Origin of the sequence: Limnospira indica PCC 8005 (genome assembly GCF_000973065.1) — a bacterium.
Taxonomy (GTDB): Bacteria; Cyanobacteriota; Cyanobacteriia; order Cyanobacteriales; family Microcoleaceae; genus Limnospira; species Limnospira fusiformis.
Map to the genome: position 1 here is coordinate 6,199,965 of NZ_FO818640.1, position 21,451 is coordinate 6,221,415.

At 42.2% G+C, this 21,451-nt stretch carries 16 protein-coding genes, 2 tRNA genes and 2 pseudogenes; 9 read left to right on the plus strand and 11 right to left on the minus strand.

Annotation, left to right across the window (positions count from 1 at the left end; genetic code table 11):
• Positions 1–198: 198 nt before the first annotated feature.
• Positions 199–1,470 (minus strand): annotated as a pseudogene (iscB, locus tag XZ46_RS27535) (RNA-guided endonuclease IscB).
• 373 nt (positions 1,471–1,843) lie between these two features.
• Here iscB and fraC point away from each other — a divergent pair.
• The 4 genes and pseudogenes from fraC (at position 1,844) to XZ46_RS27555 (ending at position 5,068) form a co-directional block, all read left to right on the plus strand.
• Positions 1,844–2,368, plus strand: a complete 525-nt coding sequence (fraC, locus tag XZ46_RS27540) for a filament integrity protein FraC (protein ID WP_006622360.1) — start codon at positions 1,844–1,846, stop codon at positions 2,366–2,368.
• The gene (locus XZ46_RS27545; RefSeq protein WP_006622359.1) at positions 2,368–2,949 is read left to right on the plus strand and encodes a DUF5357 family protein; all 582 of its coding nucleotides are present in this window, start codon (positions 2,368–2,370) and stop codon (positions 2,947–2,949) included. Before fraC ends, XZ46_RS27545 begins: the two co-directional genes overlap by 1 nt.
• 44 nt (positions 2,950–2,993) lie before the next feature.
• Positions 2,994–4,369: pseudogene (locus XZ46_RS27550) on the plus strand (cobyrinic acid a,c-diamide synthase CobB).
• A 69-nt stretch (positions 4,370–4,438) separates the two neighbouring features.
• Positions 4,439–5,068 (plus strand): DUF1361 domain-containing protein, encoded by a 630-nt coding sequence (locus XZ46_RS27555; protein ID WP_006622357.1) that lies wholly within the window; start codon positions 4,439–4,441, stop codon positions 5,066–5,068.
• 39 nt (positions 5,069–5,107) lie between these two features.
• Here XZ46_RS27555 and XZ46_RS27560 read toward each other — a convergent pair whose 3' ends face one another.
• The 3 genes from XZ46_RS27560 to XZ46_RS37700 all read right to left on the minus strand — a co-directional run bounded on the left by XZ46_RS27560 (position 5,108) and on the right by XZ46_RS37700 (position 7,984).
• Positions 5,108–5,776: a leucine-rich repeat domain-containing protein gene (locus tag XZ46_RS27560; RefSeq protein ID WP_006622356.1), complete on the minus strand. Its 669-nt coding sequence runs from the start codon at positions 5,774–5,776 to the stop codon at positions 5,108–5,110.
• A gap of 178 nt (positions 5,777–5,954) precedes the next feature.
• Positions 5,955–7,868 (minus strand): ArsA family ATPase, encoded by a 1,914-nt coding sequence (locus XZ46_RS27565; RefSeq protein WP_006622355.1) that lies wholly within the window; start codon positions 7,866–7,868, stop codon positions 5,955–5,957.
• Entirely contained in the window at positions 7,862–7,984 is a 123-nt protein-coding gene (locus XZ46_RS37700) for a hypothetical protein (protein WP_006622354.1), read from the minus strand. Before XZ46_RS37700 ends, XZ46_RS27565 begins: the two co-directional genes overlap by 7 nt.
• Positions 7,985–8,696: 712 nt before the next feature.
• Here XZ46_RS37700 and csaB point away from each other — a divergent pair.
• A complete protein-coding gene (gene csaB / locus XZ46_RS27575) occupies positions 8,697–9,740 on the plus strand; it encodes a polysaccharide pyruvyl transferase CsaB (RefSeq protein WP_008056512.1) in 1,044 nt (347 codons plus the stop codon).
• A gap of 25 nt (positions 9,741–9,765) precedes the next feature.
• Positions 9,766–10,398, plus strand: coding sequence for a tRNA (guanosine(46)-N7)-methyltransferase TrmB (gene trmB / locus XZ46_RS27580; protein ID WP_006622352.1), 633 nt, complete (start codon positions 9,766–9,768; stop codon positions 10,396–10,398).
• A gap of 6 nt (positions 10,399–10,404) precedes the next feature.
• Here trmB and hpsN read toward each other — a convergent pair whose 3' ends face one another.
• The 7 genes from hpsN to XZ46_RS27615 form a co-directional block, all read right to left on the minus strand.
• Entirely contained in the window at positions 10,405–11,397 is a 993-nt protein-coding gene (gene hpsN / locus XZ46_RS27585) for a hormogonium polysaccharide biosynthesis glycosyltransferase HpsN (protein WP_008056511.1), read from the minus strand.
• A 57-nt stretch (positions 11,398–11,454) separates the two neighbouring features.
• Entirely contained in the window at positions 11,455–12,639 is a 1,185-nt protein-coding gene (locus XZ46_RS27590) for a glycosyltransferase (protein WP_008056509.1), read from the minus strand.
• A 39-nt stretch (positions 12,640–12,678) separates the two neighbouring features.
• On the minus strand, positions 12,679–13,812 hold the full coding sequence (locus XZ46_RS27595) for a glycosyltransferase family 4 protein (RefSeq protein ID WP_006670492.1): 1,134 nt from the start codon (positions 13,810–13,812) through the stop codon (positions 12,679–12,681).
• Between the two features lie 130 nt (positions 13,813–13,942).
• Positions 13,943–14,014: transfer RNA gene (locus tag XZ46_RS27600), tRNA-Thr, on the minus strand.
• 3 nt (positions 14,015–14,017) lie between these two features.
• Positions 14,018–14,099 (minus strand) — tRNA-Tyr (locus XZ46_RS27605).
• Between the two features lie 163 nt (positions 14,100–14,262).
• Positions 14,263–15,402 carry a hemolysin family protein gene (locus XZ46_RS27610; protein WP_008056506.1) on the minus strand — a complete coding sequence of 380 codons (1,140 nt, stop codon included), beginning with the start codon at positions 15,400–15,402 and terminating at the stop codon, positions 14,263–14,265.
• 121 nt (positions 15,403–15,523) lie between these two features.
• A complete protein-coding gene (locus tag XZ46_RS27615) occupies positions 15,524–16,267 on the minus strand; it encodes an SDR family NAD(P)-dependent oxidoreductase (RefSeq protein WP_008056504.1) in 744 nt (247 codons plus the stop codon).
• Between the two features lie 226 nt (positions 16,268–16,493).
• On the opposite strand from XZ46_RS27615, the gene XZ46_RS27620 reads away from it, so the two are divergent.
• The 3 genes from XZ46_RS27620 to XZ46_RS27630 all read left to right on the plus strand — a co-directional run bounded on the left by XZ46_RS27620 (position 16,494) and on the right by XZ46_RS27630 (position 21,388).
• Positions 16,494–19,685 carry a tetratricopeptide repeat protein gene (locus XZ46_RS27620; RefSeq protein WP_008056502.1) on the plus strand — a complete coding sequence of 1,064 codons (3,192 nt, stop codon included), beginning with the start codon at positions 16,494–16,496 and terminating at the stop codon, positions 19,683–19,685.
• A 68-nt stretch (positions 19,686–19,753) separates the two neighbouring features.
• The gene (locus XZ46_RS27625) at positions 19,754–20,023 is read left to right on the plus strand and encodes a hypothetical protein (RefSeq protein ID WP_008056498.1); all 270 of its coding nucleotides are present in this window, start codon (positions 19,754–19,756) and stop codon (positions 20,021–20,023) included.
• A 96-nt stretch (positions 20,024–20,119) separates the two neighbouring features.
• Entirely contained in the window at positions 20,120–21,388 is a 1,269-nt protein-coding gene (locus tag XZ46_RS27630; RefSeq protein ID WP_157883468.1) for a class I SAM-dependent methyltransferase, read from the plus strand.
• Positions 21,389–21,451 lie beyond the last annotated feature (63 nt).

A 21,451-nucleotide genomic window follows, 5' to 3' on the forward strand; every position in this document is an offset into this window, starting at 1 on the left:
AGTTGCGAATCTTTGGGGTATTGTACGTTATTGTCCTAAGATGTCAAGCAAATCTTGGATTAAATTCTTGCTCCCCTTTCCCATAGTAGGGCGATCGTTAGACTTATCAATCACGTAAACCTCTTGGGAGCGTGGAAGCCCCGTGTCTTTAGACCGGGGAGGAAACGCGACAGGGGGACTTTAGTCCCCGTCAATCTTTCAAGCATAGGCGTAACCATCCTTCCTGTGAATGGGTTGGCAGTATTTGTGGCTGATGCCTGCCACCCGTACCGAAGCGGTGGTAATATCAAAACTACCAGACGCACGGCAGAGAACCCGTCCTAGATATGAGCCAATTTTCTTCCCCGCTGTGACCGTAGCCGTCACCATGTCGCCAGTCTGAAAGCCTTTATGAATTTGCCTCCTGGAGCGGTGACGATTCGGGAATCCGTACTTATTCGTCCCGCACATCTGACGGGTTCCATGCCCCTTTGCTAAAATCAGCAACGGTTTTGAAGTCAGAACTTCGAGTGATTCGACTGGTCCAACACAGGCAGCATCAAGCCAGTGAGCTTTAGGTAGGTTGAGCCTCAGTCGATTGAACTTCGTTTGTCCGCCCGTTCCTGTGGTAACTGGGAGTCCTGTTGCTTTCAGAGCCTTGAACAAGGCCCATCGGGTCGAGTTAACGGCAGCCGCATCTTTAAGGGGTGATTTGGCCTGCCTGAGAAGACGACTCAGGACATCAGGCTGGCCCGATAAAAAATCCCGAATGTCCCCATTGCCTTGGGCTTGATTGCATGAGTGGCAAGCCATCGTCAGGTTAGAAACCCGGTCAGAGCCACCCTTAGACCGAGGCTGGATCTGCTCAACTTCAAGTGGTACATTTTGAGCCCCACAGTAAGCACAGGTTCTGCCCCACTTGAACAACAGGTATTCTCTGATTTCATAGCCTTGTAATTCTCCCTGCTGATACTCAACACCTGAAATCTCAGGGTTTTCCATCAATTGCAGGTCGAACCGTACTAGCTCTTGGGTAATGCGGCCAACTGGGGCAAGTCTACGAAATCGGTGAACCCAGGTCATTAGAGTATCTACTCGATGCTGCCAGCTGGGAGCTAACCAACCTTCGGGACGAGTCCGATTCAAGAACCGAGCTGGTCGATATCGGGTCTTGCGGTTTCGTCGAGAACGTCGGAGTTGACGACGAGAGAGCAATGCTTCTTTAATCTGCTGTCCTCGGTGCTGCAACTCGGCAGCAAAGATAATATGATTCCCTTGCTTTAAGGCAATTCCAGTGACTTTAGAGCCTGGGTCTAATTTTAGTTAGAGGGGTTCAGGATTAGCGTCAACCTCCTTGTTTAGAATAATGGTGAATGGGTAGCGTCGAAATACCGATGCTTTCCCGGCTTTGAGCAGTGATCGTGCCACCCCTGGCTTGCACGGTGTCAGGGGCTTGCGGTTGGTATCTAAAACGAAAATATGGTTAGACATTGTTGCGTCTGTTCTGATTGCTCGTAACGTTTGCGCTTGCGCTAACGCGCACGCTGCGCGAACGCTAATGTTCAGAGTCGGTACTTTCCAAATCGCACTGTCTTAACCCCTTAGAACTGTTTAACGATTTGGTTCTAGTGCCTGGAACTAGCACGCATTCCAGGGTAGGAACTTTAACTCTTGCTCGCTCACGTAGCCAGTTAAGGCTTGGCTTAAGCTGGTCAGCTACCTGAAATCGGGGGGCACGAAGCCCCCGTGCTTCAGCCGGGGGTGCTGACGAAAATAGCTTTGGTGTACCCTAGTACAGCAAATGTTAATCATTTCCCAACTTAATGATAGATTAAGTTTATCATCTTAATGGAGTCCACGCTTCATGCTACCTGCTGTCACCATTGGAATACGGACAATCCTCACCCGATTTTGTCGTTTGTTAATTGTGATTACCCTTGAATCATGGCTTCTGAGTGGTTATCTGAATTTGTCCCCCCGCAAAAGTGTCGAATATGCAGCCGCCATTAATTTGTTAGCAGAAATCGTCGGAATTATGAGCTTTTTTATAATAAAGGGAGTGATTCCTGACTTTGTTCAGAAAGATTTTATCGTGTATCTTCTGGTCGGAGAAACTCCCCAATTGTCTCTAACCTTGCTCCTCATTACGATGGTTTATTTTTTGTTATATTTAGCCATTAAAGTTAATGGATTTGCTTTGTATAAATTTTTATGCGAAATCCCCCCCCAACAAGACAAGCCTGACCCCAAAAAATCTCAAAGTCCTCTGATTTTTTCCATGAGTCAGGAGACTCAAATCATTATTCGCTCTCTTGTCCGCGCACACACCATTAGTTATGTGTGTATTATAGCCTTAACTGTACTGCAAGCTAACGAGGTTTCATCATAATGGATAATCCCCTGAAACATCCCTTAGTTAAAAATGTCACTTCCGTGGTAAATACCGTTAAGCCACCTAAGTTATATCACTGGAAAAGTGTAGTCATAGTCGGTCTATTGGCTTGGTTAGTTTCTAGCCTGCTGACCGATAACATCGAACGCAGTAACTCCATAGCCAACCTGAGTTGGATTTTGCTAACTGCTGGCATTTCTTGGCGCACCAATCAACATCCTTTTATCATTCGTGGTGTTTCCCTAAGTCCTTGGATTACCGGAACTTTAATTACCGTATTAGTTGATCAGGAAACTGCTGAACAGTTACCCACATTTGCCATAACTGTTTGGCCGATTATCTGCGCTTGTTTTGTGTTTTTAATTCAGTTGATTGATGCTAAATTTAAACTGCGACCAACTCCCCCTTTAATTAGTGGTCCGTTTCTGTTATTAATCCTGGGTCATGTGGTTATGAGTTGCTGGATATCTTTTTATTTTTTAGTTGATGACTGGATTCAAGAATATCCAGATCTATTTGAACAACAAATTATGCTGCAACAAGTTGAGGATTTCTCCGTTGATCCGGGTAATTCTTAATCGTAAATAATGCTTAAAAAATTGTCGAAATAGGTAGATTTTTCATGACTGTTATCATTGCGGGAGAACGCAGCGGCGTAGGTAAAACCACAATTACGCTCAGTATTTTAGCTTATCTGAAACATCACAATTTTGATGTGCAATCTTTTAAGGTGGGTCCTGATTACATTGACCCGATGTTTCATGAGTATGTTACCCAAAAACCTTGTCGAAATCTCGATCCAATTCTGACTTCAGAAGATTATGTTAAATCCTGTTTTCAGCGCCATATTAGTGGCTCTCAATTAGGAGTTATTGAGGGAGTTATGGGGTTGTTTGATGGTATTCCTACCGGGTGGGAATCCACAGAATTTAACTCTGATTTTGCCTCAACTGCTTATATTGCTGAATGCTTGAATTTGCCGATTATTTTAGTGATTGATTGCGCTAGATTATCCGGTTCTGTGGCGGCGATCGCCCATGGTTATTGTACCATAAATCCTCGGCTAAAATTCGCCGGTATCATCCTGAACCGAGTCGGAAGCGATCGCCATCTGGATTTACTGAAAGCCGCCTTAAAACCTCTGAATTTGCCGATTTTAGGTGTCGTGCGCCGCCAGGATAATATTACCATTCCTGACCGCCATTTAGGATTAGTTCCCACCCAAGAAATTTCTAATCTTGATATCCTCTTAAAGCGACTGACAGAATTAGCCGCTAATTGTTTTGATTGGTCACAACTACTTCCCCTATTGACTGCGGAAACTCTCACCCCAGAACCTCGAGAGATTCCCGTGAAAATTCCCCGCGTGAAAATAGCGATCGCTCGTGATGTCGCTTTCAGTTTTTACTATGCTGATAACCTCGATTTATTGCAAGAATTGGGAGCCGAATTAATCTCCTGGAGTCCCCTAACACAAACCATTCCCGAACCCGTTGATGGTCTGTATTTTGGCGGCGGATTTCCCGAAGTATTCGCTGAGTCTTTAAGTCAAAATCAACCCGCTATTCAACAAGTGCGATCGCTCATTAACTCCGGTATTCCTACTTATGCAGAATGTGGGGGGTTAATGTATTTATGTGATCAAATTATCGACTTTAATCAACAAGCCTGGTCTATGGTCGGAATTCTTCCTACTACCGCTATTATGGAAAAACGATTGACTTTAGGATATTATCAAGGGAAAGTCTTACGAGAAACACCCCTACTATCTTCAGGAGATACCGTCTGCGGTCATCAATTCCACCATTCCCACCTAACCGAAGAACCCCCTAACCCTATCTATGACATTTCTCGCTATCACAGCCTCCCAGAAACTCACCCCGAAGGTTGGGTTGGAACCCTCTTCCTAATGTTCACTGTTCCTATTTACACCTACATTGGGGGAGTCAGACCACCATCCCTCAACGGTTTTTAAAATCCTGTGGCCATCATGATTAGTTAGATATAATATTCTCTAGCATGGCGCGAGCTTGATTGAATTTCACTAACGGAGGAAGTTAAGATATCATGGAAGCTATACTCGCTGGTGCTTTAGATGCTTTTAATCGACATAGTGGCTGGATTATTTGGAATCTGTTTTTAGCGTTTATTCCCCTAGTTCTCAGCTTTTTTCTGTTTCGGCGCAAAAATATCTCTCGGTCTGGGTTGTGGTGGATTACTTTAGTGGTTTTTATCGCTTTTTTGCCTAATGCACCCTATTTACTCACCGATATTATCCACTTAATTAGAGCCACCAGAGCCGGATATTCTGTCTGGGTTATTACTCTGTTTTTTATCCCCCTTCATGTCTTCGCAATTCTCATGGGATTTCAAGCCTATGTCATTTCCTTAATTAATCAGGGTCACTATTTAGTTAAACAAGGAGCCAAAAAATGGGTAATCCCGGCTGAGTTTCTCGTTCATTTTCTCTGTGCGATCGGTGTATATCTAGGACGTTTTCAAAGATTTAATAGTTGGGACTTGGTGACTCAACCAGATGTGATTATGGTCGAGACTTTGAATGATTTGACTAGCCGAAAACCGCTGCTAGTCATCATGATTACATTTGTGATTATATCCATTCTCTACCAGGTGATGAAACAAGTCACCCTCGGCTTGATTTTACAATTTCGCCAAGTTTATAAAAACTTTGAGTAATCTCAGTCAATCAATCGGAAATTATCCTTTCCCTAACAACTAAAACTGACAGATAAATCTCGGCGAAATCGGACAGGTCTGGTCTGCAATTGGGTTATGTCTGACAAATAAATAAGTGATGCGTTCTAGGGAAGATAAGGAACTGATATTAGAGATGTTGTTGTGATTGAGATTTAACTCATTTAGTCTTGATAAATTATTGAGGCTACTAACATCATTAATTTGGTTATAACTCAGGTTAAGAACTCTCAGATTCATGAGTTCCCCTAAAGCACTAACATCGGTGAGTAGATTGTAACTTAAATCCAGATTTTCCAGGTTCGTCAGATTCGCGAGAGGACTGATATCTGAGATTCGGTTATTCATCAATCTTAATTCCGTTAGGTTGGTGAGACTTCCTAAAGGCGCAACATCCCTAATTAAACTGGTGTTTAGATCTAGTCTATTTAAATTTAGCAAGTTTTCACTAGCTCTCGCACAGTTAAAGGTTCCGGCTTCCCTCAAAATCAGTTGTACGGTATATCTAGCATCTGGGGATAAATTCTCCCTATTCAGACACCAATCCATAATAGTTGTATAGGTTTCTGAGGGGTCGGAAGAGTCGGATTCAGCTAGGACAGACACCGGACTAATACTCCCGGTTAAACTAATCATTATCCCCATCATCGTTACTCCCCACCATCGACTCAGAAGATTACCCTTAACCATGGCTCATTCCTTCCTTGGATTGATTAATACACCATTTATAGAATAATCCCTAATTTGCCAGATTGCCTATTGACAAATCTCGGAGATTGACTTATGATAACAGCATGGGAAAATGTGGCGGCATATATATAGCCGTCTAGGGTGGTTTGGTTCGGTGTTGATCGCATTTAGGGTGCTGTTAAAAGATTAATTCAGCGGCTTTTTGAATGCGGAATATCGGCTCAACACAGCGAGGTAAATTAGGTAAAGGAACGATCGCCAATTCCCCAAAGCGATCGCCTGAAATTGCCTTACCCAATTCAGCGCGATTATGTACGATGTAATTTTGGGCGATCGACTGTTCCCGGACAGATTCGACTAATCTTTCAGCTTCTGCTAGAATAGCCTCGCGATTTTGAACAACTCCAATAAACTCGGTATATTCGGGGTCAGCCAGACGTTTTTGTGCTTTCACGACCCGCTGGCGCAAGGTTCGCAACCGTCCCATAAACTCAACCCTTCCCAAGACATTCTGATATTTAATCCACAGCTTAAAAATCCAAGCCAGCCAATCACTCATAGCGGTAGGAATCTCCAAAAACCGCAATAGATGACCCGTGGGAGCAGTATCTAATACAATCAAATCTTGTTCGTGGCTTTCCAATAACTCCATCACCTCCACCAGAGACAACATCTCATCAAGTCCTGGGAGAGACTGGGAAACAATGCGCCGCCAAGCCTCTGGTCCATAAGCCAGTTTGAGATTAGCATCAGGGTCTCCAGAATCTCCCCCCATCATTTCCGCCAATTCCCAGAGATAGTCTGAGCGAAACCTATCGAGAACCTGGTCAGCATCAATTTCCTGACCGCTAAGGTTATCAGTAATGTTAAGGGCTTGATGTCCTAACTGACAACCGAAGGCATCACCCAAGGAATGGGCCGGGTCAATAGATACCATTCTAACATGGCGCGCGCTGTAACGTTCTGCCATCGCCCAACCTATAGCAGCAGCAACAGTGGTTTTACCCACACCACCTTTTCCCCCGACAATAACTAAACGCCGCCCCAAGGACAGAAAATCTGGTAATTTAGGAGCATCAGGGAATGTCACCAATGATACGGGCTGGTTTTCGGTTTGGGTGATGATAGCTAATTGGTCATCGTTACCCAAAGGCTTAGTTTGAGCAAATAAGCTATTTAAGGCGGTAACTCCCAGGGGTTCGGTGTCTAATTCCGGGACTAGAAATATAGGCTGATCGGCGGCGATTTTGATAAACTCAGCCATGAGGGGTTGCTGTTCACGATAGCGATCGCCATCAACAGCTTCGGTCACGATATGATTAATCCATACCCCACCCAGATGAATTTTGAGAGTTTGTAGAGACTCCAAAAATCGCCGGGTTTCAAATAAACTCATAGGTTCAGGAATAGCCACACAGAAACAAGAGGTATGGTCAGCATCTTGCAGCCTAGCGCGTCCTGAAGCGAGTTTGTCCCGCATTTCATCTAAAAACTCATCTCCTTCGTCTTGGCGGTGGCTACCAGTAAAGGAACTGCCGATGGTGCGATGTTTTTCTTGGAATAGTTCGAGGGATTCTAACAAATTATCCAAAAAATCCATTAACCCCAAAAGGTTAAGGGCGTGACCACTGGGAGCCATATCCACCACTACCCGGTCGATCAGGTTTTCGTCAAAGAGGCGCTGAATTTCCAATAAACCCATCAACTCATCAACTCCCGGCCATTCGAGGTCCCAAACGGGGGTAAGGTCTTCGCCTTCTACAAAACTGCCACGTTCCACCAACAATTGTAAGGTATCTCCGTAGCGTTCCTTAAAGTCTTTGAGGAGTATATGGGCATCTAGGGCGCGGATACTCAGGTTAGGCAGAGGAACAAAATCAGCCATGGCTGCGACATGGTGGGGGGTGTTCTCTACCTGCATTTGTAGCACATCTCCTAGGGAGTGAGCTGGATCTGTTGATAGTAGCAGGATGCGATCATCAGGAAACTGACTAGCCCAATGGAGGGCTAACCCACAAGCCAGGGTGGTTTTACCCACACCTCCTTTACCACTAAATAGAGCTAAACTTAGCTTATGAAAGTCCTCTACCATAAATTTCTCTGATTGACTCCATTTTTTACCTTGGGGGCGATCGCCTGATCAGAGCAAGTCCCGGCTACATCATTATTTAATGATTCCGAGTTATGTTGACCATTAGACCCAATCACCCCATGACCCTAGCACCTACTCATCAGCCCTTCAGCCTCAGCAATAACTGTCATACGGCAGATGATGATTGGGAGTTCGCTCCATCATAATGGAATTATAGAAAGTTGGCAAGGATTAAATTAACCCCCCTGGGCCCAAGCCCCAATTAAACCGTGTTCTTTCCCTATTTCAGGAAAATCCTGCTATCTCATTTCTAACTGGAAAAATGAAACAAGTAAGATACAAAACCCTCGACGGTTTGCCTATTTTTAATCAAGTTCAGCTTAGGCGAGGTTCAAATCATGAGTAACATTAAATCACAAACCCAAATGCTGATGATGGCATTTCCCCTGTTTTTGGCCATCCCGGGGGTCCCAAATGCCGTTTTTAATCAGTCTGAGGTCTTATCTTTCCCGGTGAAGACAGAATCTATATTTTGGGGGAGTGAAAATACATCCCCCTACGAGTTACCACTACCGGAGGTTCAACAAAGACGACCCTCTGAGTGTTATGATAATGGAGTCTGTTAATATCTTTTGACAGCTACTGGGGTGCAATACTGAGAGTTGGGGGATATGTAAATGCTGCTATCAATTGCTATGAATTCTACCAAGCAGACATAGCCAGCAGCAGTCTGGGGGTCTTCCCTAATTATTGCCTGATGAGATTTGACGAATTATTGGATATCGGTATATTTAACGGTACAAGAACAGTTCAAGTTTGAATAGCAAGATGGTAAGGGCTATTTGTTGTGGTTATTATGGGGAGGGGAATGGCGGTGATGAGGCGCTTTTGGCTTCGTTATTACAGATGCTACCCGATGCGGTAGAAGCGATCGCTTTATCGGGAAACCCTAGCCAAACTGAGACCCAATACGGAGTTCAAACCTGCGATCGCCGAAATGCCTTTCAGGTGTTGAAAGTTTTGCGGGCTGCTGATTGGTTTATCTGGGGGGGTGGGAGTTTAATTCAAGATGTCACCAGCGCCATCAGCCCATTATATTATACGGGATTGATGGGATTAGCTCAACAGATGGGATTGAGGACGATTGCTTGGTCTCAAGGTATTGGTCCCCTCCAGCGTCCGATTACCCGCGCTATCGCAAAAAGGGCTTTTGCGGGGTGTAATCTAGTTACTGTCCGTGATAGTGGTTCGGCTGCCCTATTGACAGATTGGCAAATTCCGTTTACCTTAGCTCCTGATCCCGTGTGGGCTCTCGACCCAAAACCTGTACCAGGGCTGTGGGATTTGCCAGCGCCTAGAGTGGCTGTTACCTGGCGATCGCATCCATTATTGACCCCAAAACGGTTAGAGATTTTAACTAGGGCTTTGGTGTCTTTTCAGCAGGCGACGGATACCTATATTTTACTGGTTCCGTTTCAATTATCCCAAGATTTGGTGATCGCTGAGTTAATCCATAAGGCTATTCCTTACCATAGCCAAATTCTGAAATTAACAGACCCTCAAATGTTGCGGGGATTATTTCAGGGGGTGGAAATGGCTATATCAATGCGACTGCATAGTTTAATTATGGCCGCTTCCCAGGAATGTCGCTGTTTTGCTATTAGTTACGATCCGAAAGTGAGTCATTTAATGGCAGAATTAGACTTTCCCGGTTGGGAACTTTCCCAAATTCCCGACGATGCCAATATCATTAGTAAAGCCTGGATTGAACATTATGCTAATGGCGATCGCCTTGACCCTGTGCAAATTGAATCTCTGAGCGATCGCGCCCAAGTTCATGGGGAACTATTACAATCATTAATTAATAGTTAATGGCTTTTAATTGGAGGTGTAAACATTGGCAAGAGTTCGGGTTCGTCAGCACGTTAACCCTTTAGCGCGGAAATTTCAATTCTCTGTTAAAACCCCGAATTGGTCGGAGATATATACTGATATTAACAAACCTCTCCATATTGATATCGGATGCGGAAGGGGTAGGTTTTTATGGAAACTGGCTCAAATCCAAGAATATCAGAATTTTTTGGGGATAGAAATACGTCAGCCTTTAGTGGAAGAAGCCAACCATTGGCGTGACCAAAAACAGCTAACTAATTTACACTATATTTTCGGTAATGCTAACTATTCCCTATCCTCAATTTTAGCATCTTTGCCCCCGGAAACTATCAAAACAGTTAGTATTTTATTTCCTGACCCTTGGTTTAAAAGCAAGCATCAACGGCGGCGAGTAGTACAACCGCAACTGGTGGAAGATTTAGCCAAGTTTATGGTGTCCGGTGGTTGGGTATTGTTAGCCTCGGACGTGGAAACTGTGGCGCTCGAAATGCGCGATCGCTTTAAGGAAAATCCCCGCTTTCATCTCCTCTCAGAACATTGGTTAACAGAGAACCCCCTACCCGTCGCTTCCGAGCGCGAAATCGCTACCCTTAACCGTGGTGAACCCGTTTATAGGACTGAATTTCAAGCCAATTAATCACTCTTAATTAACCCCAGACATAGCTTGGGGGTCTTGGCGCGTGTAAATCTGTCCATCATTCCACAGTCCTTGTATTTGAGTCCAAATGGCACGAAAAAATCCCCAGAAATAGAAAATCCCCCTCGCTATAATCTTAGTAAACCCGCCACTTTTGTTACAAGGGGGATGTCCGAGAACATGACAGTCAAATAAACGGATATATAAATGTAGGGATTGTTTCCAGGTTAAATGCTTAAATGCCATCAAAAAATGATTATGATAATGGGTAATTTGGTACTCTAAAGACCGGGTACTAATATCATGACAGCCTCCGGTGGGTTCCCCAATATGCACTAAAACAGCTTCTGGGTCATACCAAATCTGATAATCAGTTTTTCGGATATCCAAGAAAAAATCCGACTCCTCACGAACCGCGCTACCCCTAAATCGTTCATCAAACCAAATTCCATGGTCAGTAAAAAGCGATCGCCTAAAAGACATATTACACCCCCGACCACTAATAATTTTTTGAGGTTTCATAGTATTAACCACATCCAAATAATACCAAGCAATACCCGGATCACTCGCCTCTGGTGGTAGATAATCAAAAGTCGGTTGTTTGTGGGTTCCCTGTAAATGTTCTGGGGTTAATACCCGACCCGCTACCGCGCCAATTTCAGGATGATCAAGATAGTTGCGAACATGATACATGACGAAACTCGTCTCAAGTGTAACATCATCATCAATAAAGATTACAATGTCTCCCGTAGCGCGTCGCACCCCATAATTTCTCGCCCCCGGTAAACTAGCCCAGTCCAGTTTAAACCAGGAAATTTTACCGGATTTGGAAAACTTTTCTAAATACTCTTGAGTTTCCGGTTCATGGTTTTTCGTTTGGTCAACCACCAAAATTTCTAAATCGGGGTAATCATTATTCATCACATCAGATAAACTATTCCGCAATAATTCTTCGCGTCCATAGGTGGGAATAATTACAGATACTTTAGGAAGATTCATAGTTTTGATAACATCCAATAGTTACTGATTAAGTATAAAGCGATCGCCTTCCCGATTTTAGGGCTGACAAATCGAATTGTAAGCCTCCACAAACTGAGGACCAATCACATTCCAATTATAGCGCTGTCGAGATAAGTTTTGTCCATTATTACCCATTTCTCGCCTGATATCCGGTGTATTAATTAACTGCTTTAAAGCACTTTCCCACTGGTCTAGGGTTCCCGGTACAACCAAACCAGCATTTTCTTCAATTACATCTACCGCGATCTCAACTTCCGGGGTAATCACTACAGGTAATCCAGCCGCCATAGCTTCAGCCACCGCAATACCAAAGTTTTCCCCCAAAGATGGTAATGCTAAGAAATCACAGCCATAGAGTAAAAGTTGTTTATCCTCACCGCTAACAAAACCTGTAAATGTCACTTTTTCCCCTAATCCCAGGCTGCTGATTATTCCCTCAATATATTGACAATAAGCAGGTTCTCCACTCCCTCCAATCACCAAATGAAAGTTATTTTCTTCCTGGATATTAGCCAAAACTTTCAGCAAAAAATCAAGTTGTTTTTTGGGGTGAATCCTGGACAGAAACAAAATAATCGGAGTTTCGATACCAACCGAAATATTATATTTGTCACGCAGGGCTATTTTAGCGTTAGGATAAGCCGTCGGGAAATGAATTCCTAAAGGTATATTAACCGTGGGTGCATCAATACCAAAATCACCCACATATTTTTGTTCTAACCTAGTGGTACAATGAATCAGAGACGCTTTTTTTAAGTTGGCATTTTCCAACAGGAAATTATAGATATTTTTTTTCAGCCGCTTTTGATTAATCACCCAGGGGGAAAAATGACCGTGAGGACTAATCACATAGGGGATTGATTTCTGTCGCGCCTTCCTCGCCCCAAATGTACAAACATAGGAGAATAGGGAGTGAATATGCACTAAATCATAACCCTTAATATGGGTATTTAGCCACTGCATAAGTTTCCGAGAAATCGCATATTCAGACAAGGCTTGAACGGAGGGAGACCATCTCGGGAAAAATAAAACTGGTACATCCTGATAATCTATAAACTCACCACAGGGAATCTCTAACACTCCCGGACCGCTATCATTAGTGGTGAGAATTTCCGCCTCTACCTGACAATTTCTTAGCGCCTGAACAATCTCGATCACAGCAACGCTAGTCCCGCCTCTAATGGGACTCACTGAAGGAATAATATGTAAAACTTTTGCCATAATTTTATAGGTGATTTGGTGAATTTTTCCACATTAGTTTTACCCAAGTTTTCCGGAAGCGGCGATCGCTTGTTCATACAAACCTATATATTCATTAATCATTTTCTCCGTAGTAAATCTTTTGGCATTATCAAATAATGGTTGGGGGTCTGGCTTAATTATATTGAGGGAATCCAGAATTTTAGTGGCTGATTCTTGGGGATTCTTAGGGTCAATATAAATCGCTACCTCTCCCCCCACTTCCGTCATAGGAGGTATATGGGATGTAAACACCGGACAGCCACAGGCTTGGGCTTCAATAATCGGCCAGCCAAACCCTTCTTGAAGGGATGGAAATAGTAAAGCGATCGCCGCCGAGTATAAAGCGCGGAGGTCTTCATTATCGATATTAACACAGGGAATAACTAATGGTTCTAATTCATAGTTTGTGATCAGTTGTTGTAATTCTTCAGTAAAGGGGGCTCCCGCCATCACTAAATAAATATCGCCCTTGGCCAGTTTTTGTTGAAGATGGGCAAAGATTTTGACAACTCCTGACCTATTTTTATACCATTGATTACCACCTACATGGAGAATAAAAGAACTATTTTCGGGAACTTTTAATTTTGCCAGCCTGGGTTTATATTCAGTTTCTGACATGGGGCGATAAGGGTAATTTAACCCCATATAAATAGTAGTTGCCGCCTGGGGTTCTAGTTCGCTAATCCTCAGTAAATCCTCTCTGGTTTTTTCCGAAATACAGGCTACTCGTTGAGCTTGATTTAACCCTTTCAGAATGATTTGTTGAAGTTGCCGACCTGTCCACCGGGTGGGATTTTCGGGGATTTCTCCTAAAGCTGAACGGACGGCTAGTAAATCATTACAGGTAACAATATGGGGGATTTTTTGTAAGTAGCGGGTATAAAATCCATTGGAATGGTCGCAAATATGAGCAACATCAGCCCAGGCTAAGTGTTCTTTTAATGTAGGGGGAAACATGATAAACTTATCGATATATCCTAACCATTTTCCTACACCACTACCGCCGGGTTTAAGTTGTCCTAGCTTGGCTTCGGGACGCAGTAAGCGCACGTCATGACCTGCTTTTTTTAACTCGCTCTCCATGACAGCCGAAAAGCGCTGCATACTTTGTTGAGCATCTGGTAGGTAATTCCCAATCAACAGTATTTTCATTAACTATAATTATAACCCAGGATACTTGTCAATACCAATTCTGTAGATTCACCCGTGACCAGTGTATCATAGTTTTACCATGGCATAGACAAGGTATGGCTTGCGTCCACGGAAATATTAAGCAATAATAAGCCCTTGACGAGGATTGAACTCGTGACCTCACCCTTACCAAGGGTGTGCTCTACCACTGAGCTACAAGGGCAAGTGGGCCGGGCTGGATTTGAACCAGCGTAGGCGTAGCCAGCGGATTTACAGTCCGCCCCCATTAACCACTCGGGCACCGACCCATTTATTCAACAATTTATAATGGTATCACAAATCTCAAAAAAAGCTAGTGTTTGGGAAAACTTTTTTTTGTAAATCCCAAAACCCTTACCTGTCAAGGGTTTGAGCGAATACCAAAAATAACTTTCGCTTTCCTGAAACCCGAATTAATGGCCAGATAACTGGTCAATGTTTAATCCAGGGTAAGCCAGAGGACCCGGAACGGGAGGGGGAAGAATTCATAGGTTTATTGCGGGCCATCCGACTGGGAAAATCACTTTCGTCGTAAATTTCCCCGACCAACTCCTCTAAAATGTCCTCCAAAGTGACCAAGCCAACTGTCCCCCCATATTCATCAACAACGATCGCCATGTGTAAGCGCTGCTGTAACATCTCTGTAAGCAAGCTACCCACCCTTTTGGTCTCCGGTACATAAACCGGGGGAATCATGGCTTCTGTGACGGATGGCGGCGGGCTATCAGCACTAATTGAGCGCATCAGTTGTAGCGCCCGCTTCAAATGCACAATCCCGACAATTTCATCTTTTGATTCTCCCTGGACGGGAATACGAGAATAACCAGTTTCCAAACACAAATCTATGACCTGAACGACCGTCGCCTGATGGGAAATAGTCCGCATATCAATACGGGGTTTCACGACCTCCCGCGCCATGAGATAATCCATGACCAGGGTTTTATTTAACAGTTGATGTTTTTGCCAGTCGAGTTGACCGCGACCCCCTAAAATCTCAATCATTAACCGTAGTTCCTGGACGGACAAACCGGGTTGTACAGCGCCCCGGTTGACTAACCGGATAATACTTTGGGCGATCGTTTCAAATAGATAAATAACCGGAGACAGGAGAATAGACAGCAAGTAAATGGGACGAATAACTGCCTTAAAAATAGGTAGAACGTTGATGATGGCCAAAGATTTGGGGGTAATTTCTCCAAAGACCAACAGCAAAAAGGTGACGACAGCGGTAGCAATTCCTAACCCGGCATTACCTAACCAAATAGCAAATAAATTACTGGTGAGAATTGCGGAGAAGTTATTAACTAAATTATTGCCGACCAAAAGAGTAGTAATAAATCGCGCCCGTTTCTCCAAAACCAGGGTAAACATCCGATTGGGATCACCTTGTTCTCGAATTAGCGCCCGCAACTTGAGATTATCTAAGGCTGTGATAGCTGTTTCTGAACCAGCAAAAAATGCCGATAATACCAACATGAACAGCAAAATCAGCAAATCTATCCAGACATTTCCTAACAAAGGTGCAACTGCAGCCGTAGTCGCCAGGTATTCCGGGAGGGATATTCCAATCACAGGGGGATACCAAATTCTAAAACTATTATTTTGAAGTTGAGTGAGATCGATTCATTATAGAATGAATACTTCACTACTGAATTAAGCGAGTTTAACATAATTGTTATAGGTTTTTCGGTTACTACCAGGGTAAATTTGTCCCATCCCAGGACAGAAACTGACCACTATCACTGATTTCTAGGCGGTTAATCACGTCTAAGAGTTGTTGTACAGTTCGATTAACTGAAAATAGGTTTTTGGGTGCGACATTTTTTTGAAAGGGTTGGGAAAGCTGTGTGTCTGTGGTCCCTGGGTGTAGTATGACGACAATGGTTTGGGGACTTTTGCGGGAATATTCGATCGCAACGGTTCGCATTAACATATTTAAAGCGGCTTTGGAGGCGCGATAACCATACCACCCACCTAAATAATTATCGCCAATACTGCCTAATTTGGCGGAAATTGTGGCGAAAACATGGCGGCGCGGGCTACTGAAAAAGGGTAACAGATGTTTGGCTAACAATACTGCGCCAATACTATTAACCTGGAAATACTCGATGAGGCGATCGCTATTAATTTGTCGCAAACTCTTCTCGGGTTGCAACCCTACACGATGCAATATCCCGATACAATTAACCACGAGGTCTAATTCTCTGGTTTGATGGCTAATGGTTTCCAAAGCGACGACTAGATCAGATTCTTGGGTAATATCCATGGACAGACAGACGAGACGCTGGGGATACCGACTGGCCAAGTTTAACAAGTCTTGGGCGGACTCCCAACGCCGATAAGTCCCATAAACCCTGTCAATTGCTGGGTCTTGTAACAAGATCTCGACAAACCCATAGCCAATACCACCACTAGCACCAACAATCAAAATATTCAATCAATTAAGTCCTTTTAGCGATCGACAAACTTGTTTTCTCAATAAACGCGACTGGGGTATCTATACGCTCAATGGTAGCAGCTATGGGACTTACACAAGGGATATGGTTTGTGACTTGGGGTGGGGGTGTACAATATTTTTCGGTTCGGGAACTTTTCAGGTGCGCGGATCTACATTACAATCTAGTGTGTCAAAACCTGTTCCCTGTCTCTTATACCCATTTGATATGTCAGCAAGCGATTTTAGCCGAGGTAATGAGTTTCTCCGTAATGGCCAACTGGAGGAGGCGATCGCTGCTTATCAAAAAGCGATCGGTCAAAACCGGGACTTTTACTTGGCTTACCAAAATTTGGGGGAGGCGCTGGAGAAGTTAGGACGTTTTGATGAGGCGATCGCTGCTTATCGGCGCGCGGTAGAATTGAAGCCAGAGGCGGCGTGGTCTTATGTGAATTTAAGCCGGGTTTTGCGGCAGGTGGGACGGGTTGACGAAGCCGAAAACGCTCATAAAAAAGCCGCCGGAATTAGCCCCAATTTAGCAACATCTTCCCCCGTAGTTAATCAGCCTCAAGTCACAACTCATCTGGTTCAGCCACCAGTATCTTTGCAGCCATCTACCAAAGTTCCGCCCACTGTTCAAAAGCCAGCCAAAACCTTTGCAGCACAGCAGTTAACCCAACCGTATCAAATAGTATTATTCACACCTTATTATAAGGCAAAACAGCCCGAAAGACAACAGGAACTAATTTATTGCCTGCAAAGAAATATAGAATGTGCTGAAATTGCCAACATCGTCTTAATGGTTGATGATGGTCATCAGCCAGAATTAACAAGTCCCAAAATTGAAATCCTGAATCTACCATCAAGGCCTACTTATCTAAACTGGGTAGAATTAACTCAAGAAAAATATCCTGATCAAATTTCAGTTCTCGCCAACACTGATATCTACTTTGATGAGTCGGTTTCACGGCTGAGAGAAATATTTTCTGCTAACCAGAAAGCCTTTGTAACCATTAGTCGTTACGAACACCAAGGTTCATCAAAAACATTACATAAAAACCCCCATTGGTCTCAAGATGTTTGGGCTATTTTTGGCAAAAATAAATTATTGACCCCCGCACTTAAAAATACCTTAAAAATACCTTTAGGAGTGCCTCGCTGTGATAATAAAATAGCTTATTTATTCTCTATTTATGGTGCCAAAGTCTATAACCCTTGCCTTGATATTAAAACCTTCCATGTTCAGGAAACAGACTCAAGAACCTATGATAAAAAAAAGGATACATCAGTTCTTGGGACAGTTGCTTATGTACATCCTAGCCCCAGTATATTAAAGTATTCTAAGTTAGATTTTGAATTATGGGCAGTTGATTTCTCTCAAATCAAACAAGTCCAACTCAACAAGTCCTTAGAGACATGGGAAAAAGAAAGAAAAAACTCTGGGAGTAAAGCAGCCACTTCATCGCCGAAGACTCATCAAACATATCATCCTCAAGTTGACTGCTTACTATTTCCAGTTATTAAAAAAGAATTAGAAGACTTGATTAGTTATTTTGAAAACATCCTCTTACCTACCCAAGACGAAAAATCTTTAACATTTGTCATCTCCATTGACCAAACTTGGAATGAGAAAGATGTTAAGATAGTCCAAGAAGCCATAAATAACTCCCCAGCCCAACCCTGCATCAAGGAAGTTAAGTTTATTGCTTGTGAACTCCAAGACTTTGAATCTATCTATATCAGAGATATTCCTAAAGATATTTCTACCATGGTTTTACCAGCTTATGGATTAAAGACCGGACCCAATTTACAATTTTTTAGGAGTATGCAGAAACTCCTGGACTCCGAAACAAAATACACAGGTGTTTTGTTGCAGGAAGTTGATACAATCCCCTTAAAAAATATGTGGGTTGATTTCATAAATAAAGATATTTATAACCTCAAAGATGCGCTAGTAATTGGTTCCAAATATTCCGGAGTTTCACCGCTCAAACCCGAACAAGTTAATCATCTAAATGGTAATGCCGTCTATGGTTTAGCTAATCCTTTATTTAAGCGTTTTTTGGAGTTATGGGAACGTCTAGTGATTGAAGTAGCCAAGAAAGCACCTTGGAAAGCCTATGACACGGCCACGGAATGGGTTATTCAATATCTAAAAGATGACTCTTGCTGGGTGCTTGATGAGAAAAAACGTGAACATTCTCCATATTTTAAATCTCAGGAACTCCAAGAATATCTAAAAATATATCGTCAACAAACATATCAATTAAATAAAGTGATTAATAAGGCTGGTACCACCGAGTTAATGCCGGAAACAGTATTTGACCCAGCCGCCATTACTGAGGATCTTAAATCTGCCTCTGTACTTCACCTCAGACCTGCCCTTCCTTTTCGAGATATTTGTCGTTATATTAGCAATCAACAGAAATTTCTTGAGTCCAATGTGATTGGATATGATGGTTTATGGCAGTATCCCGCCATTACTGAAAAGCACGCCTACAAAATGGCGAAAAAATATCTTCATGGTTATGAGCGATCGATTGTATATTTTGGTTTTCCTTGGGCTACCTTAATTGATCAATTCTTACATAAACCCGAAATGACCAAACATCTTTTGCTCGTCCTGGAAAGATATAAACCCTATCTCCAAAAATTTAGTAAAGTCGTCACAGTATGTCAGCATATCAAAATGCTTGACTATCAATACTTATTTGAGCAAGTTGGTATTACTAATATATTTTGGTCTCATGCCATTAAAGACCAGCCCCATTTGACAGAGTTTCCAGAAATCAAAATTCACCCATTCCCCCTATTCCCTGCTCAGGCTTGTGACCTATCTCCCCAAAAATTAAGAGGTGTATTTAGAAAATTATTATTCTGTTTTGTTGGCTCCAAATCTCCGATTTATTACTTAACAGATTCTAGAAATCAGATTATTAAACATTTGAGTAATGATAAAAGAGGGGTAATTCGCTCCCGTGATGTCTGGCATTATCGAGACATTGTGTATGAATACCAAATCAAAAAAACAGTTACTTATGAGAAAAATTTAATTGATAAATCCCATACCTTCGAGTTTAAAGAACTTCTCAAGCAATCGGTTTTTTCGCTATGTCCATCTGGTTCAGGCCCTAACTCGATTCGGTTATGGGAAAGTATTGGCTATGGTTCAATTCCCGTTGTCCTATCCGACACCTATCTTCCCCCTGGTGATTTAGCTTTATGGGAATCTGCTGTCGTTATCTGTCCAGAGAAATCTCATGAAATTAAGGCTTTACCAGACCGTTTGGAGCTATTAAATAAAGACAAAAAATCTCTTGACCAAAAGAAAGAGACTTTAGAAGTTCTTTGGGATAGATATGGTGTGGAGTGTTTTATTTATGATATCATAGGATTGTTTAATGAATTTAAGAATAGTTAAGTATGTTAAAGTTAACTTATGGAAAATTTTATTCCATCTAAAAATTTCCCACAATTCTCAGAAAGTTCATGAAAAAGGAAAAAGTAACGTTATTAGTGTCACGTTTTAATTGTCCACATCCAGTCTGGGAGAATAAAACTAGAGAAGAATATTTGAGTTGGCTCCATACTAGACTAGATTTATTTGCACGATATACTTTTAAAAGCTATCAGAATTTAAATACTAAGCCAGATCAGTGGATTTTGTTAGTTGACAAAGACAAATTAGATCAGGGAACTTTTTCTCAACTTTCTGACTTGATTGCCGGAGAAAAATGTCAGCTTGTGCAATATCAGTAAAATCTTCGAGTATCCATTTTAGAGTATTTGCTGAACACATATGGTGTCGAAAATTTTCCCAGCGAAGTCAGGACCACTCGCCTCGATACAGATGATATGATATCTAAGGATTTCTTTGATAAAATCAATTCTGTGGTTTTGGAAAAAAATACTTATCAGCTACTAATTAGTTTTCCAGGAGGTGCCAATTATGATTCCGAAACAGGTTTATTTTATTATTCGTCTTATCCCGAGAATCCCTTTATTACATTATGCCACAAAAATCAGACACCTAATGAGTTTAAATGTGTCTATGATCAAATGCATACCGTATTTCACAAGGTGGCGCAAAAAAATTTGTATATTAGGACACATACTCCTATGTGGTGTAGTGTTATACACACGAGCAACTTAGCCAATCATAGTTTAAGGCAAAACAATAAGTTAGCTTTAGCTTCGGAATCTTGTCCCAACCGGATTTTTGGAATTGATTTAATTACTAAGGAAAAAACCATGCACTATAAGGAATTTTTATCAGCAATTCACAATCGATTAAAGCCTAAGTATTATGTTGAAATAGGCATTAGACAAGGAGCAGCCCTGGGCTTATCTAAGGCGATGTCTATTGGCATTGATCCCAATTTTACGATTAATGTAGAAATCCCGTCTTTTGTGAAATTGTTTCGTTGTACAAGCGATGATTTTTTTCAAAATTATAATTTACGAAGTGAATTTAATAATCAAAGTTGCCAGTTGTCTTTTATAGATGGTTTACATCTTTTTGAATATGCTCTTAGAGACTTCAGAAATATAGAAACCTACTGTGAGTCGGAGAGTGTTGTAATTTTTGATGATGTTCGTCCTCGCAATGCCAAAGAAGCTGAGAGAAAACAGACGGGGGGAGCTTGGACAGGAGATATTTGGAAAATCTATTATTGTCTCAAAAAATATCGTCCAGATTTAAAACTATCCTTGCTTCAGACTCAACCGACGGGTTTACTTTTAGTGACTAATTTAGATTCTAAAAATCGCAATCTATGGGAATCTTACGACCAGATAATTGAAGAGTTTTTAGATCCTGAATTTACGGTATATCCAACGGAGGATTATTTCCGGCAATTCACTATGCCTGAAGAGTTTTTAAATTCCGATACATTTCATAATATTAAGAGCTTCTTTGATAAAAAATTTTCAGGGGTAGGACTTGCCACTGATGAGGATAAAGGATGTCAAGGTCAACCAAGGACTCAGGAAGTTGTTAAACAGTATCGTCAGCAATTACAGGATATGATGACCGCCTTGGAGGATTCCTCTGGAAAGTATCAAGAGGCGATCGCTAAGTTAGAAAAGCTCAAAACCTATTGGTCGGAACGTGAGCAACAATAGATTCTGAATTGACATATTAATATCAATACAAGTTTTATGAAAGAGTACACTTTGACAACTCAA